General features: G+C 60.5%; 15 protein-coding genes. 7 read left to right on the top strand and 8 right to left on the bottom strand.

The window, feature by feature from the left end; all coding sequences use genetic code 11:
* Positions 1-78: 78 nt before the first annotated feature.
* From AMC88_RS22180 to AMC88_RS22215, 8 genes are all read right to left on the bottom strand, one after another.
* Complete coding sequence (locus AMC88_RS22180; RefSeq protein WP_237353180.1) at positions 79-1,707, bottom strand: sensor domain-containing diguanylate cyclase; 1,629 nt, start codon at positions 1,705-1,707, stop codon at positions 79-81.
* A 354-nt stretch (positions 1,708-2,061) separates the two neighbouring features.
* Positions 2,062-2,859, bottom strand: coding sequence for an SMP-30/gluconolactonase/LRE family protein (locus AMC88_RS22185; protein WP_064826089.1), 798 nt, complete (start codon positions 2,857-2,859; stop codon positions 2,062-2,064).
* A 104-nt stretch (positions 2,860-2,963) separates the two neighbouring features.
* Positions 2,964-3,320: a VOC family protein gene (locus tag AMC88_RS22190; RefSeq protein WP_064823275.1), complete on the bottom strand. Its 357-nt coding sequence runs from the start codon at positions 3,318-3,320 to the stop codon at positions 2,964-2,966.
* A 103-nt stretch (positions 3,321-3,423) separates the two neighbouring features.
* Positions 3,424-4,410 (bottom strand): ABC transporter ATP-binding protein, encoded by a 987-nt coding sequence (locus AMC88_RS22195; RefSeq protein ID WP_029532047.1) that lies wholly within the window; start codon positions 4,408-4,410, stop codon positions 3,424-3,426.
* A complete protein-coding gene (locus AMC88_RS22200) occupies positions 4,407-5,378 on the bottom strand; it encodes an ABC transporter ATP-binding protein (protein ID WP_064825949.1) in 972 nt (323 codons plus the stop codon). The genes AMC88_RS22195 and AMC88_RS22200 overlap by 4 nt, the downstream gene beginning before the upstream one ends.
* Positions 5,378-6,295, bottom strand: coding sequence for an ABC transporter permease (locus AMC88_RS22205; RefSeq protein WP_064825950.1), 918 nt, complete (start codon positions 6,293-6,295; stop codon positions 5,378-5,380). The genes AMC88_RS22200 and AMC88_RS22205 overlap by 1 nt, the downstream gene beginning before the upstream one ends.
* Positions 6,292-7,212, bottom strand: coding sequence for an ABC transporter permease (locus AMC88_RS22210; protein ID WP_004677527.1), 921 nt, complete (start codon positions 7,210-7,212; stop codon positions 6,292-6,294). The genes AMC88_RS22205 and AMC88_RS22210 overlap by 4 nt, the downstream gene beginning before the upstream one ends.
* 36 nt (positions 7,213-7,248) lie before the next feature.
* On the bottom strand, positions 7,249-8,766 hold the full coding sequence (locus AMC88_RS22215; RefSeq protein ID WP_064823424.1) for an ABC transporter substrate-binding protein: 1,518 nt from the start codon (positions 8,764-8,766) through the stop codon (positions 7,249-7,251).
* 167 nt (positions 8,767-8,933) lie between these two features.
* Between AMC88_RS22215 and AMC88_RS22220 the strand changes: the two genes are divergently transcribed.
* The 7 genes from AMC88_RS22220 (at position 8,934) to AMC88_RS22250 (ending at position 15,950) form a co-directional block, all read left to right on the top strand.
* Positions 8,934-9,719 carry an IclR family transcriptional regulator gene (locus AMC88_RS22220; RefSeq protein WP_016736842.1) on the top strand — a complete coding sequence of 262 codons (786 nt, stop codon included), beginning with the start codon at positions 8,934-8,936 and terminating at the stop codon, positions 9,717-9,719.
* Between the two features lie 72 nt (positions 9,720-9,791).
* On the top strand, positions 9,792-10,514 hold the full coding sequence (locus tag AMC88_RS22225) for an RraA family protein (RefSeq protein WP_029532041.1): 723 nt from the start codon (positions 9,792-9,794) through the stop codon (positions 10,512-10,514).
* A gap of 446 nt (positions 10,515-10,960) precedes the next feature.
* Positions 10,961-12,283: a sn-glycerol-3-phosphate ABC transporter substrate-binding protein UgpB gene (gene ugpB, locus AMC88_RS22230; RefSeq protein ID WP_064825951.1), complete on the top strand. Its 1,323-nt coding sequence runs from the start codon at positions 10,961-10,963 to the stop codon at positions 12,281-12,283.
* Between the two features lie 59 nt (positions 12,284-12,342).
* The gene (gene ugpA, locus AMC88_RS22235) at positions 12,343-13,227 is read left to right on the top strand and encodes a sn-glycerol-3-phosphate ABC transporter permease UgpA (protein WP_064823281.1); all 885 of its coding nucleotides are present in this window, start codon (positions 12,343-12,345) and stop codon (positions 13,225-13,227) included.
* A gap of 12 nt (positions 13,228-13,239) precedes the next feature.
* Positions 13,240-14,088: a sn-glycerol-3-phosphate ABC transporter permease UgpE gene (gene ugpE, locus AMC88_RS22240; protein WP_064825952.1), complete on the top strand. Its 849-nt coding sequence runs from the start codon at positions 13,240-13,242 to the stop codon at positions 14,086-14,088.
* A gap of 1 nt (position 14,089) precedes the next feature.
* On the top strand, positions 14,090-15,136 hold the full coding sequence (locus AMC88_RS22245; RefSeq protein WP_064825953.1) for a sn-glycerol-3-phosphate import ATP-binding protein UgpC: 1,047 nt from the start codon (positions 14,090-14,092) through the stop codon (positions 15,134-15,136).
* 64 nt (positions 15,137-15,200) lie between these two features.
* Positions 15,201-15,950, top strand: a complete 750-nt coding sequence (locus tag AMC88_RS22250) for a glycerophosphoryl diester phosphodiesterase (RefSeq protein ID WP_064825954.1) — start codon at positions 15,201-15,203, stop codon at positions 15,948-15,950.

Consider the following 15,950-nt stretch of genomic DNA (forward strand, 5'->3'; position numbering starts at 1 on the left):
GCAGCGCTAAAGCGCCCAGCTTTCGCAATACATGGATGGAGCCGTGGGTGAGGGGTTCGCAAATGAAGCGAAGTGAAGTCAATCGTGAGCAATTACAACGGTGTTTCGGCCGCGTTCTTTCGCTCTATAGAGCGCGCGGTCCGCTTTCCGCACAAGCGCTTCGGGGCCACACGAGGAATCACCGGTCAGCCCGGTGACGCCAACGCTGATTGTGGCGATCCCGTTCGGACTGGCTTCATGTTCAATTCCAAGGTGAAGCACGGCGAGACGGATCAGCTCTGCGACAGACGCCGCTTCCGATCCGTCGGCACCCGGCAGCAGTACGGCAAATTCCTCTCCGCCGTAGCGCGCGGCGACGTCACCGGCGCGGCGGATCGTGTCTTTAATTGCTCCGCCGATCCTCTTCAGGCATTCGTCGCCCGACGGATGGCCGTAGCGGTCATTGAAGGATTTGAACCGGTCCACATCGATCATGAGCAGTGCAAGGTTCGTCCGTTCGCTGAGAGCGTGGGCGTGCGCGCGCAGAAGCGCTTCGTCGAAGTATCTCCGGTTGGCAAGGCCTGTCAGCGCGTCCTGCTCGGCAAGCGCCTGCAGGCGACGATTTGCTTCCTGCAACTGATCCTCGATGGCCTTCCGGGCCGAAACATCCCTGAGCGTGCCAATAATGCCGGATATTGTGCTTGTCTTTGGGTCTTTCAGCGCCTTGAGCTGCGCCTCCACCCAGATCCAGTGCCCGTCCCGGTGACGAATGCGGTTAATGATCGAGCGACGATCCGCACGTCCCTCCAACATCGACTGAAAGGCGAGCGTCACGATCGGCGCGTCCTCGGGATGCGCCATCGCCATTGGCTGTGCACCGATCAGATCCTCCGGCTCGTAGCCGAGAATATCGCGGCAAGATGGTGATACATATCGGCGCACGAGATCGCCATCGAGCTGGAACACCATATCGGTGCTATGGTCTGCCAGAAGGCGGTAGCGTGCTTCGCTTTCCTGGAGGCGGCGTTCCGCCGCAACGCGATCGCTTATGTCGCGACCGACCGAATGAATGGTCGTCACCTGACCCTGGGCGTCGAACAGTGCTCTATTGGTCCAAGCCATCCACCGGACTTGCCCATCCGATAGAACCACCTGATTCTCGTTCTCGACGCTATGGCTGACACTGCACACGATTCGCAGATGTTCTGCGACAGCGGCCCGGCTATCCTCCGGAATGAAGTCGAACAGGTTCCTGCCCTCCATTTCATGCGGTTGCAGTCCGTAGTGGCGCGCATAGGCATGGTTGACGAAGCGCAACACGCCTTCCGGGTTTGCGAGAGACACCAGTTCCGACTGGCTCTCGACCAGTTCGCGATAACGGGCTTCGCTCAAGATCAGTTGCTGTTCGGCAGCCTTGAACGCAGTCACATCCGTGATGACCGCGAGAGAGACAGCCTCCATTTCCGGTAAGCTCTTGTCCAGAACGGCCGACAGGAGGATGTCGATGACCCGGCCGTCCTTGCACACCATCTGATATTCGACATTGTCGATGCGGCCAGACAGGAAGAATGCAGGCAATACTTCCCGAATTGCATACATCCGGGATTCCGGTGTCAGGAACTCGGAGGAGGGCCGTCCGATGACTTCCTCGCGAGAATAACCGAGCTTGGCAAGCCAGGCATCGCTGACTGAGATGAGACGCCCCTGCTTGTCGATCGAATGAAGCATCGCCGGCGTAACTTTAGTGCGGTGGTCGAGCTCCGCCCGCAATCTTGCTGTGGGATGTGAGTCTAAGTCTATTAAATTGGATGACCTGGTCATCAGGAGCCGATCTGTCAAAAAGTGGCGATCGCGAGCTTCAAGGTCGTCCTGCAGGGGCGGGTGCAGGATTTCACGATCATAATTGTCGCTGAAATCTATCGCCCGCCGCTTATCAATTTATTAAATCCTCGCCGAGGCCGGTATTTGGCGATTCAACCGGCTGAATTCCGTAAACAGCAGCACCGGTTTCCGGTCGTAGTTTCAACCTGGTGCGGTGCCCGAAGTCAGTGAAGCTGGCAGGCCTGGTCCGCGAGCGACTGTTCAATTGTACGGCCAGCCGGCTCCGGGATCGTTCACTTCGACGGAGACGATCTGACCGGTTCCGGCAATCTGATCCATCTTGTCCATCCCAAACCATCGTGCAGTGGTGATGAAGAGGGTCGACCGATTGTTGCCGCCGAGCATACAGGCGAATGCGCCCCGATCGACCTTGACCTCGTCAAGTATTTCGCCGCCTTCGCGGACCCGGCGGCAATAGGCATTGGGGACATCCGCGTACCAGATGGCTCCCTGGCTGTCGAAGCAGATCCCGTCCGGGGGGCCGGGAAGCTCCGCCCAGATCCTCCTGTTGCCAAGCTGGCCGTCCGGCGCCACGTCGAAAGCAGTCAATTGCCTGGCCCAACTTTCGGCGCAGACGAGAGTTCGGCCATCCTGGGATAACGCCATGCCGTTCGGAAACTGAAAGCCTTCAGCCTGCGTCTCGACGCTGCCATCCCGCAGAATCAGCATAAGGGATGGGCCGTTGACATAGATTCTGCCTGCAGCGTCAATGACGATCTCGTTCCACCTGCCTGGCCCGAGCGCAGCGAACTCTTTCAGACCCTCACCATCGAAACGCAGGAGCGATGAGGAAGCGGACTGGACCACGAAAAGTTCGTTGTCCGGGCTGAAATCGAATGACAGCGGTGGAGCTTTCGCAGGAACGACAAGCCGAGATTGGCCTTTCTCTTCAAGAACTCGGATTTCGCCAGTGGTCCAATCGGCAAACCAGAGCTCGCCCTTATGCCAACGCGGGCATTCAACCAGTCCTCTTCCCTTCAACAATAGCTGTGCCGGCACGTGCGCCTCCCGGGTTATCTGCACCTCCCCAGGACGTGTGACCGTCGACCACTCCGACATTCCGGAACAAAAAATCCGACTGTTGGCCGGCGAGGCGGTCTGGTCTAGCTATCGAAGGGTCTTGTGGGCGGCTCGGCAAGGGTGATGCGATTTCCGTCCGGGTCTGCGATTTGAGCGATGCGTCCGTAATCACCTTGCGATTCATCTGTGAGATCCACGCCCATCTCTTCAAGCGATTTTCGCGCCCGATCCATTCTCGGCACCACAATTGTCAATCTGCCGGAGCCGGCATTCTTGCTATTGTCGAAGATTTGGATGTTGGCTCCGGCAATGTTGCGCCATTGGATCAGACCCACCATGGGGCGATCATCAGGCTCCCGACCGAAAAGTCGGGTGTAGAACCTTTCTGCCTTATCCATGCTCGCCGTGGCGAGCGCCGCGTAAATTCCCTGGATTTCCATTCGAAAGCCTCCTTTGTCCCACCGGTAATGAGAGAAGGCGTGACTCCGTTCCAATCTTGCTGCGCCCGTGCAACGCTGCTGAAATATGGGTGGTCCGTCGAGGTCAAACGGCGGCCGTGGAAAGATCCGGATCGGCATGATGGCAGGCGGTCAGCAGTCCGGGCGCTGCCGTCCTGTTCTTCAAGGCCGGCTCCTGTTCCGCGCAGAGCGATGTCGCTTTCCAGCAGCGCGTTCGAAAACGGCATCCGCTCGGCGGATCGACGGGGCTTGGCAGATCGCCTTTCAGAACGATGCGTCTGCCTTGTCCGCGAAGCCGCGGATCCGGTGTCGGGACTGCCGACATCAGGGCCTGGGTGTAGGGATGGGCCGGCGCGCTGAAGATCGACTGTTTCGGTCCTGTTTCAATGATTTTGCCGAGATACATGACCATCACCCGGTCGGAGACATGCCGCACCACGGCCAGATCATGGGCGACGAACAGCATCGCCAGATTGCGCTCGCGCCTCAGCCTGGCGAGCAGATTGACGACCTGCGCCTGGACCGACACGTCGAGGGCCGAGACCGGCTCGTCGCATACGAGGAGCGTCGGATCGAGCGTCAGGGCGCGCGCAATGCCAAGCCGCTGACGCTGACCTCCCGAAAATTCGGAGGGGTAGCGCTCCGCATGTTCGGCGCGCAATCCGACGGATTCGAGCAGCCTGACCGTCTCCTCCCGCCACCGGGATTTCGGCAGGACGCCGGGATGCAGCGCCCACGGTTCGGCAATCAACCGGTCGACCCGCAGGCGCGGATTGAGTGACTGGTAGGGATCCTGGAAGACGACCTGCATCTGTCGGCGCAGATCGTGCAGCTGGCGGCCGCTTGCCCCGGTGATCTCGACACCGTCGAGCAATACGCTGCCGCTCGTTGCCGGCCCGAGCTTCAGCAGCGTGCGTACCAGCGAGGTCTTGCCGCATCCGCTTTCGCCGACGAGACCGACAGTTTCGCCCCGGCCGATCTCGAAGCTGACGTCGTCGACGGCGCGCACTGCTGTTGCGCCACTGCCGAAGTGCCGGGAGAGGTTTTGCACCTTGAGAAGTGGCTCGGTCATGCTGGCGTCACCGGGAAATGGCAGGCGGCCTGGCGGCCTGGACCCACGGTTTCAAGAGGAGGGACATGCTCGGCGCAGACACCTGCGGCGCGCGGACAGCGGGTCCTGAAGGCGCAGCCGGACGGCAGGGCGACCGGATTGGGAGCCGAGCCGGGGATCGGGATCAGTGCGTCCTCATCGGTGTCGATGTGCGGCTGCGAGGCAAGCAGGCCGGCGCTGTAAGGATGGCGGGCATCCTCGAAGAGTTCGAAGACGCTCGCGGTCTCGACAATGCGGCCGGCATACATGACAGCGACACGGTCTGCGAGCTCGGCCACCACGCCTAGATCATGGGTGATGAAGATCATGCCGGCATCGCTGCGTTCGCGGATCGTGCGGAGCAGGTCGACCACCTGCGCCTGGATCGTGACGTCGAGCGCCGTCGTCGGCTCGTCGGCGATGATGATATCCGGTTCGAGCGCCACGGCCATGGCGATCATGATGCGTTGGCGCATGCCGCCCGAAAACTCGTGCGGATATTGTCTGGCGCGGCGTTTGGGGTCGGGAATGCCGATCGCCGTCAGCAGGTCGATCACCGCATTTTCGACGCCGCCTTCCGGATTGCGCCCGTGGATGCGGAACATCTCGGCGATCTGCCAGCCGACGGGATAGACCGGGTTGAGCGAGGCCAGCGCGTCCTGGAAGATCAGGGCGATCCGGTCGCCGCAGAGATCACGTCGTTCGCTCCGCGGAAGTTGCAGCAACTCGATGCCTTCGAAGCGGATGGAGCCGCGGTCGATGGCGCCGGGCGGATCGGGAACGAGGTCCATGATGGCCGAGGCGGTCACCGATTTTCCCGAGCCGCTCTCTCCCAGCAGCGCCAGGACCTCGCCGCGCTCGAGCGAAAAGGAAACGCCGTTGAGGGCGAGGATGCGGCCGGCAGCCGTGTCGAAGCTGACCTGAAGATCCTTGACATCGAGAAGGGCCATCAGCGCCTCCGGCTCACAAGCCGCCAGTGCTGCGACGGATCGTTGACGATCCGGAACCAGTTGGCGAGAAGGTTGAAGGACATGGTGGTGAACATGACGGCAAGGCCGGGAAAGAAGCTGAGCCACCAAGCGGAGGACAGATAGCCCTGGCCCTGTGCGACCATCAGCCCCCAGCTGACCGAAGGCGGCTGGATGCCAAGTCCGAGATAGCTGAGCCCGGATTCAAACAGCATCACCATGGCAAGATTGACGGAGGCGAGCGTCAGCATTGTCGGCGCGACGCTTGGGAGAATGTGCGTGCGCAGGATCCAGACTGGCCCGCCGCCGAAGACACGCGCCGCATCGACGAACAGCCTTTCGCGGACCTCCAGCGTTTCGGCTCGTGCAACCCGGATATAGGCCGGCATGCGGGTCACCGCGAGCACGATGACAAGATTGCGTACGCTCGGGCCGAACAGGTAGAGGCCGAACAAGGCGACCAGCAGCGTCGGGAAGCCGAGGATAATGTCGCAGATGCGCATGACGAGGCTGCCGACGATGCCGCCGAAATAGCCGGCAACGATGCCGAGCAGCGTCCCGCCTGCGAGGCTTGTCAATACGGTGACGAGGGCAATGCCGATCGTCGTCGATGCTGCCTCGATCAGACGGACAAGGAGTGGTCGTCCGAGCGCATCGGCGCCCAGCCACAGGGTCCAGGATTGGCCGAAGCTGAAGGGCGGCAGGTTGCGCGCCTTGAGCGAAATCCGGTTCTCGCCGAGGAGCGAAAAGCTGTCAGCGGCAATGGCAAGGACGACGATCAGCAGCCAGATCGCTGCCGCCACTGCCATCGGGTCACCTGAGAGCGCCCGCATGAGCCAGAGGATGCGCCGGTCGCGGCGTGCGCGGGCGGGGAGGAGCTCGGCGGATGTGTCGGTCATTCGACCCTCACGCGCGGATCGATCGAGGCATAGAGCATGTCGACCAGGATATTGATGACGAAGATGACGACGGCGACGGCAAAGATCGATGCCTGAACGATGGCGAAATCGCGTTTCAGGATGCCGTCGATCAGAAGTTTACCGATGCCCGGAAAGCCGAAGACCACTTCGACGACACCGCCGCCGCCGGCGAATTGCGCGGCGAGGTCGCCGGTCACCGTGACCGCGGGAAGGAGAGCGTTGCGGAGCGCATGCACGAAGGTGACTCGTCCGCCGCGGGCACCCTTGGCGCGTGCCGTCCGGACGAATGTCGCGTTCAGTGCTTCGATCATCGAGCCGCGGACGATTTGCACCAAGGTTCCGAAAGGTCGAGCGAACAGGCAGGCGACCGGCAACACCCAGTAGACGGGACCGCCAAAGCCCGACGTCGGAAGAATTCGGAAGGTGACCGCGAACAGAAGCACGCCCATCAGGCCAAGCCAGAAATCGGGTACGCTGGCTGCGGATTGCGACAGGAGATTGATGCCCCGGTCCACCCAGCCGCCGGCGTTCACCGCCGCAATCGAGCCGACGAGGATCGCGGCGGCAAAGGCGAGTGCCAAGGCGATGGCGCCGAGCGCCAATGTGTTCGGCAGTGCTTCCAGCACCACGTCCATGGCGGGGCGATGGTGCCAGAGAGACATGCCGAAATCGAGGCTGAGCATATCCCAGGCCCAATCGAAGAACTGGGCGAGGAGGGAACGATCGAGCCCAAGGCGGACGCGCATGGCTTCGCGCGCCGCATCGGAGGCGTCGACAGGCAGATAGAGGTTGACGGGATCACCCGTCAGCCGCACGAGGAAGAAAGCTGACGTCATCAGAGCCGCAAGCGCGAGCGCTGCGAAGGCGGCACGTCTCAGGAAATAGGTGAGGGACATCCGCTCTCCTCAGGCGACAGTGGTTGGGCGCATCGGTCAGCGATAGCTGATCGACTTCAGCTTGATCTCGTTGCCGGCCTGCACATCGGGGATGTAGTTCACGTCCTTTGCGACCCGGGCAATCGAGACCATATGGAAGAGCGGGGCGATATTCACCGCATCGACGGCGATATATCGGAATGCCTCCTGGAACAGCTTCTTGCGTTCGTCGCCGGTTGCCTTCGAACCATCAGCGATCAGCTTGTCGAGCTTGGCATCTGCGATTGTCGCCTGATTGCCGTCGGTGGTGAAGCGGTTGGGCAGCGTGAACACGGCATCCCCCTCGGCATTATCGATCTGGGTCTGCAGGATCGACGGCTGGCGATCCTTATCCCAAGGCTTCAGGAGCCGTTTCAACCATGGGCTGGTCTCGAGCATTTCGAGCCGCGCGTTGAACCCGGCATCCGCAAGCATCGCCTGTATGGCCTCCAGGCTTTCCGAAGAATTGGGATAGATGCCGATGCGACCGTAGATGACGATCTCCTTATCGACGGGCACACCATCGGCCTTGGCCGCGGCAAGCAGCGACTTCGCCTTTTCCGGATCATAGGTCCAGACGGGAATGTCGGGATTGAAACCGAATACCGAAGGCGGCACGACCTGCATTGCCTTCTGTGCGTCCTCATGGAAGATGGTCCCGACGAGGCCGTCCCGGTCGATGGCGAGATTGAGCGCTTCACGCACGCGTTTGTCGTCGAGCGGCGCCACCTGGGCATCGAGCCTCAACAGCGACGTTTCAGCGTTCGGAAAGGCTTGGTCCTGGTCGGTCGTGCCGTCCTGCGGCGCGATCTCGTAGGCGATCTGCGCTTCGCCTGTCTCCACCATGGCCGCACGAACTGCGGATTCGGCACGCCAGATGATCGTTGCATTTTTGATTGCCGGCTTGTCGCCCCAATAACCGTCATAGGCCGTCAGCGCGACGGACTGGCCAGGGGTCCACGCGTCCAGCTTGTAGGGCCCGGTTCCGGCCGGGCTGCGCGTCTTGCCGTCAGTCGGGGTCGCCGGCGAACCGATGTCGACGGCAGACATCTTGTTCGGCAGGATCGGTTCGACAACATCGGTTTTGATGAGGACGGTGGTCGGATTGACCGGCTCTGCGTTGAGCTTGACGCCTTTCAGGGTGGCCAGCCCGACTTCGCAGGCCAGGGCCGGGTCTTGAGCCCGCTTAATGGCGGCGACGACCGCGCTGGCCTCGAACGGCTTGCCGTCATGGAACGTCACGCCCTCGCGCAGCTTGAACTCCCAGGTCAGGTCATCGACCTGGCGCCAACTTGTGGCAAGGCTGGCAACGACCGATCCGTCCTTCGGGCTGAGGTTGACCAGGGCTTCGGTGATATTGTTGTGCAGGATGCGGGAATTTCCCGAAAGATCGGTATCACAGGGATCCAGCGACTTCGGCTCGTCCGTCACCACAACCGTCAATTTGTCTTCGGCAGCGTCGGCGGACATTGCAACGCCCGCCGCCAGACAGATCGCAAGCCCGATGCGTAGTGGATGAAATTTCCTGATCGTCATGAAGTCCTCCTCCCGTTCCAGCCGCGCGCCATCGCGCATGCCGCAGCAGTTCGGTTGCGCTTCCTCCCGCAACCGCGTAGTGTCAAATACGACACTTGCGGCGGACAAGATGGTTGCCAACGTTGCCGGAGTCAAGCCGATTAATTCTCTAATGGAATTGCAAGGTCATGAATGAACCGAAACATGGTTCTCCGGTGGTGGAAAAGACGGCGCATCTGCTCGAGGCGGTGGCTGATGCGAAAACGGGCATCTCGCTTGGCGCCTTGGTCGATCAGCTGCGCGTGCCCCGGTCGACGGTCTACCGCATTCTGAACTCGCTCACCGCGCACGGCCTGGTCGCGCGGGTCAATGGCGGAGCCTCCTATGAGCTGGGGCCGAAATTCGTCGAGCTTGCCCGGCGGATCTCGCCCGGTGCCGATCGCGTGACGCTGATTGAGGCGGCAAGGCCAATTCTTGCGGCAGCGGCGGAGCGGATAATGGAATCCTTCAAGCTGGCCGTGCCCGAGGGGCAAGAGATGATGACGGTATTTGCTGCCTCGAGTCCTGGCGATTATGCGTTGTTTATCAAGGTGGGAGGACGTTCGCGCAAACATGTCGGGGCAGCCGGCAAGCTTGCTTTGGCCTATTCGGACTACGGTGAGGTCGGGGCCTACTGCGCCGGCGGGCTGGAGGCCAAGACCCCTTATACAATCACGGATCCGGAGGCGCTGAAAGAGGCGCTCGCGGAAATTCGCCGCGATGGGTACGCTGAGGACAATCAGGAATCCAACCTCGGCTTGCGCGCTTTCGCTGCGCCGGTATTCGATGACCGAGGCAGTCTGATCGCTACTGTCAGCGTGCCTTTTATCGGGGAGGCGACGCCGGATCGGGCTCGGTCGATCAAGCGCGAGGTCCTGGAGGCGGCCGGAATGCTGACAAGAACCATCAATGGGCGGCACCAGTTGTCCAAATAAGAATAATGAAGTTCTTTATTGAACTTAAGATCTGTTGTGGTAGATCTTCCGCCTGACAAAGGGAGAGATCTCATGACCGCTTTAGACCCATTGATTTATGCAAAGCTTTTGCGGACGAATTCGGCGAGTCTCAGCAGTTTGCTGCTGAAGCGGGGACTGAGAAATACGGCTGTTCGCGGCGTGCGGCCGCTCGCGGCGGCCGAAAAGCCGATGGTCGGTCCGGCCGTCACCGTCCGTTATATTCCGGCGCGTGAGGATATCGACGGCTCGAGCTACAGTTCCGATCCGTCCAACCAGCAGCGCAAGGCGATCGATACGATCCCCGAGGGTCACGTCCTCGTGTTCGACTGCCGCTCGATCGCCGAGATCGCAGGCATTGGCGCGGTGCTGGCTCGTCGCCTTGTCTATCGCGGCTGCGCCGGTCTTGTACTCGACGGAGGGGTTCGCGACACCGCCGATATGGCCCAGCTCGGGCTTCCCACCTATTGCCTCGGTCCTGCGGCGCCTGCCAATTTGGTCGCCCATCACGCATCGGACATGAACCAGCCGATTGCCTGCGGCGGCGTTGCGGTTTACCCCGACGACATCGTTTTTGGAGATGCCGAAGCCGTCATCATCATTCCTCGGAAATACGTCAGGGAAATTGCCGACGAGGCCGTCGCGATGGAGGAGCAGGAGGAGTTCCTCAAGCTGGAGATCGAATCCGGCAAGCCGACACTCGGCGTCTATCCGCCCAATCAGGAGACCCTCGAACGCTACGAGGCGTGGCGCAAGGCGCGTGTTGAAGTCGTCTGAGGCGCTGGCAGGTTCTACGCGGTCGCTCGATGCGAGGCGCTCGGCCTCTGTTTCTAAACGCAGTCGCACCAGCCACGGCGCTCTCCTGGGGCAAAGCGATCAATGGACGGCGCAGCCGATCTATTGCATTTCCACCGGCGCGGCCATCTTGGCTCGAAGCGACCCGGCGCTTCTTGTCGCGGAAGTTTCTGCGCTCCCCACAAAACGATGCTTTTTCAATAGCTGACACAGAAGGTTCATTTGAACATTGTATCTGGATGTTTCGACGACGTCGTTGAAATCTACGTGCTGCGATTGCACCGGAGCACCGATGAGACCATCCGTCCTCGGCTTACGACCATTCCGTATGTTCATTTGAACATTCCGCTGTTGCAAAGTGAAACTCGGCTGCTACCATCCACGCGTCTGGAGCGGGAGGCTGCGGACCGAGAGAAGTGGGAGAGATTATGAACAAGATCGCTTTTTTCCTGTCCGCAGGATTGACCAGCCTGTCCTTGTCCGTTCCGGCGATGGCCGCCACGAAGATCCAGTGGTGGCACGCGATGGGTGGCGAGAACGGTGCGAAGCTGGAGCAAATTGCCAAGGGCTTCAACGCGTCTCAGTCCGACTATGAAATCGTGCCGGTTTACAAGGGCACCTACGATGAGACGCTGACGGGCGCCATCGCTGCGTTCCGCGCCAACCAGCAGCCGGCCATCGTGCAGGTCTATGAAGTCGGCACCGGCACCATGATGGCAGCACAGGGCGCGGTCTATCCGGTGTATCAGTTGATGAAGGACCAAGGCGAGCCTTGGGACCAGAACAAGTTCATTGCGCCGGTGGTCGGCTACTATTCCGACACCAGCGGCAACGTGTTGTCGCTGCCCTTCAATTCGTCGACGCCGATCATGTATTACAATAAGGATGTCTTCAAGAAAGCGGGGCTCGATCCTGAGACGCCGCCGAAGACATGGGCCGATGTGGAGGCCTTCTCGCGCACGATCATCAAGTCCGGTGCCGCCAAATGCGGCTTCACCAGCGCCTGGATCTCCTGGATTCAGACGGAAAATCTCAACGCCCTGCACGACAAACCCTATTCCACCAAGGCCAACGGTTTCGGCGGCCTGGATGCGGAATTCACCTTCAACAACGATCTGACGATTCGCCATTGGGGGAACCTGAAGAAGTGGCAGGACGAAGGGCTCTTCAAATTCGGCGGACCGGTCGGCGGCGATAACGCGCCTCCAATGTTCTATTCGCAAGAATGCGCGATGTACATGAACTCGTCCGCCGGCCGGGCGGGCGTCATCAACAATGCCAAAGCCTTCAAGGTCGGTTTTGCGCCGCTTCCCTATTATGACGACGTCATCAAGCAGCCGCTCAACTCGATCATCGGCGGCGCCACACTCTGGACACTGAAGGGGCGCCCGGAAGAGGAGTATAAGGGTGTGGCAAAATTCTACACCTATCTGCAGAAGCCGGAAGTTCAGGCCGACTGGCATCAGTTCTCAGGGTATCTGCCGATCACCGAGGCTGCCTACAAGCTGAGCCAGGAGCAGGGATATTATGAGAAGAATCCTGGCGCGGATGTCGGCATCAAGCAGCTGACGAGGGTCACGCCGACGGAAAATTCAAAGGGCATCCGGTTCGGCAATTACGTCCAGGTCCGCGGCATCATCGACGATGAATTCGCAGCACTGCTGGGCGGCAAGAAGACCGCGAAGGAAGCGATCGATTCGGTTGTCGCGCGCGGCAACGAACAGCTTCGCGATTTCGAATCCGCCAACTAAGGGCTCGAGGCAGGGGCTGCCTGGCCGGACCCTGCCTCTCCATCATTCTGTGAGGGCCCATGCAAACGAAACGAACCGTCTTTCCCAATAGGATCTTGCCTTATCTGCTTATTGCTCCCCAACTTCTGATAACCGTCGTCTTCTTTCTCTGGCCGGCCGCAACCGCCTTCTGGCAATCATTCCTTCGCCAGGACGCCTTCGGTTTCAAAACGAACTTCGTTTGGTTCCAAAACTATCGCCGGCTGTTTGCCGATCCGCTCTACATGGACGCCTTTGGCCATACCCTGGTCTTTGCCGTTCTGGTGACGGTCTTATCCACGGCGATCGCCCTCATTCTGGCCGCCGCGGCCATGCGCGTGCTGCGCACGTCCCGCCTTTATTCGACCTTGCTGATCTGGCCTTACGCCGTCGCGCCTGCGATCGCCGGCATACTCTGGTGGTTCATGTTCAACCCCTCGATAGGCATCGTCGCCTATATGCTGCGCAGCCTGGGGGTCAGCTGGAACCATCTGGTCAATCCGAACGATGCGATGGTCCTGATCGTCATCGCCGCCACCTGGAAACAGATTTCCTATAACTTTCTGTTCTTCCTGGCCGCGCTGCAATCCGTGCCGCGCTCGCTTCAGGAAGCAGGCGCCATCGATGGCGCCGGGCCGGTAAAGCGTTTCTGGACGATCGTCTTCCCGCTGATCTCGCCGACCACCTTCTATCTGGTCGTCATCAACATCGTTTACGCGATGTTCGATACGTTCGGCATCGTTCATGCGACGACGCAGGGCGGACCGGCGCGGGCCACGGAAATTCTCGTCTACAAGGTTTACTTCGACGGCTTCATCGGCCTCAACCTGGGCTCCTCGGCGGCACAATCGGTCATACTGATGATCATCGTGATTGCTCTGACCGCGATCCAGTTCCGCTTCATCGAACGCCGCGTGCAATATTGAGGAGCGTCAACGATGGTTGAAAATCGTCCTTTCCTGAATGTCCTGGCTCATCTCGTCCTGATCCTCGGCGTCACGATCGTGGTCTTCCCGGTCTATATCGCCTTCATCGCCTCGAGCCACGGTCCGAACGACTTTCTGTCCGGCGTCGTGCCGCTGGTGCCGGGACCGCACCTCATCGAGAACTATTCGACCATGCTGTCGAGAGGAATGACAAGTTCCGGCGCGCCGCCGATCGGGCCGATGATGATCAACTCGTTGATCATGGCCGTCGGTGTCGCGGTTGGCAAGATCGCCATTTCCATCCTCTCCGCCTTCGCCATCGTCTATTTTCGCTTTCCGTTCCGCACGCTCGCCTTCTGGATGATCTTCATCACCCTGATGCTGCCGGTCGAGGTACGCATCGTGCCGACGTACAAGGTGGTCGCCGACCTTGGAATGTTGAACAATTACGGCGGGCTCATCATCCCGTTGATCGCATCGGCAACCGCGACCTTCCTGTTTCGTCAGTTTTTTCTCACCGTCCCTGACGAACTGATGGAGGCCGCGCGCGTCGACGGCGCGGGACCGCTGAAATTCTTCCGCGATATCCTGCTGCCGCTCTCGGTCACCAACATCGCCGCGCTGTTCATCATCCTGTTCGTGCTGGGTTGGAACCAGTATCTGTGGCCACTGATCGTCACGACCGACCAGAGCCTCTACACCGTCGTAATGGGTATCCAGCGCATGGCGGCGGTCGCCGATGCCGAGCCAAGATGGAATCTCGTCATGGCAGCGGTCATCCTGGCCGCCTTGCCGCCCGTCCTCGTCATCGTCGCCATGCAACGCCTTTTCGTTAAAGGCCTGGTCGAAACGGAGAAATGAAATGGCCACGATCAATATAGTCGACGTCAAGAAGAGCTATGGTTCGATTCCCGCTGTCAAAGGCATCAATCTGGCCGTTGCAGACGGCGAGTTCATCGTGCTCGTCGGCCCTTCCGGCTGTGGCAAATCAACCTTGCTTCGCATGATTGCCGGATTGGAATCGATCACCGAGGGCCAGGTCGAGATTGCCGGCCGCAACGTCAACAAGGCGGAGCCGGCAGAGCGCGACATTGCCATGGTCTTCCAGAACTATGCGCTTTATCCGCATATGACGGTGCGCGGAAATCTGGAATATGGTTTGAAGAACCGTGGCACGGCTCGCGCCGAGATCGACCGCCGCGTCAAGGAGGCGGCCGACATCCTCGAAATCGGGCCGATGCTCAATCGCAAGCCTCGCGAACTGTCGGGAGGACAGCGCCAGCGCGTCGCGATGGGGCGTGCCATCGTGCGCGAGCCGGCCGCCTTTCTTTTCGATGAGCCGCTGTCCAATCTCGATGCCAAGCTGCGCGTGCAGATGCGGGTGGAAATCCGCAGGCTGCAGCGCCGGCTGAAGACCACCAGCATCTACGTGACCCATGATCAGCTCGAAGCCATGACGCTTGCCGACAGGCTCGTCGTCATGAATGGCGGACTGGTCGAACAAGTGGGAACGCCGGTCGAGGTCTATGACCGCCCGGCAAGCCTGTTCGTTGCCGGCTTTATCGGCTCTCCGCCGATGAATCTGGTGCCGATCGAGGTGTTCGATGCGGCCGGGGCCGGGCGAAGCCTCGCTTTGCCCGAAGGAACGGATATCGTCGGACTTCGGCCGGATGCGCTGCTCGTCGAAAAGCCTGCCGAGCCCGCCATCCGCCTGAATGCGACCGTCGAATTGCTCGAACCGATCGGCGGAGAAAGCCACCTGCATGTCAGATTGGGCGAGGGCCAGCAGACGATCGTCCTGACCGTTCAGGGGCGGCCGGACTTCGCGGAGGCTGCCAGGATCGATGTCTTTGCCCGCATCGATCAGATGCACCCCTTCAACAGCAAGACGGGAAGGCGCACGGACTGAGGTGCGGCCATAGCCCCTCCGAATGTCCCAAGCCTCAAGAAGCGACGACGAAAGGTACGAGACAATGACAAGATCAGAGCAGCGATCCGGGCCTTCCCGCAACGAGGTTCAGGCGCATCGGGGCGCATCCGCCGTCGCCCCGGAAAACACGATCGCCGCTTTTCGGGCGGCGGCCGAGCAGGGGGCCGAATGGATCGAGCTCGACGTCGCGCTTTTAGGCGACGGCACGGCGGTCGTCATCCATGACGTGTCGGTCGATCGTTGCTCCTCTTCGAAGGGCAACCTCGGGGACCTCAGCGCAGCCGATCTCGACAAGATCGACGCGGGCGCATGGTTCGATCCCCGCTTCAACGGCGAACCTCTGCCCACCCTTGCCGCGGTCGTGTCCGCTTTGGGAGAACTGGGGCTCAATGCCAATGTCGAGATCAAGCAGCACCCGCACCACAAATCGCTCGATCAGCTGGTGAAAACGGTTGATGAGCATCTTCGGGCACGCGCACCGCAGACTGAGATCATGATATCGAGCTTCGATGCTGCAGCACTCAAGCGCATGCACGAAATCAACCCAAGCTATGAGCTGGCCATGCTGTGGAGCAAAGTGCCGGATGACTGGAGAGAGGTGCTCCAATCGATTCCGGCGACGACGGTCCATCTTGGCTACAAGTCTCTCAGCATCGGCTTTCTCGAAGAGGCTGTGCGTCACGGCACTAAGGTTCGGGCCTGGACCTCCAACGATCCCAGGGAGCTCGCATCTTTTTGGCATGCCGGCTTGACCGGTGTGATAACAGACGACCCAAGTGTCTATCTCTCGTAA

It is taken from the genome of Rhizobium phaseoli, assembly GCF_001664385.1.
Lineage (GTDB): Bacteria > Pseudomonadota > Alphaproteobacteria > Rhizobiales > Rhizobiaceae > Rhizobium > Rhizobium phaseoli.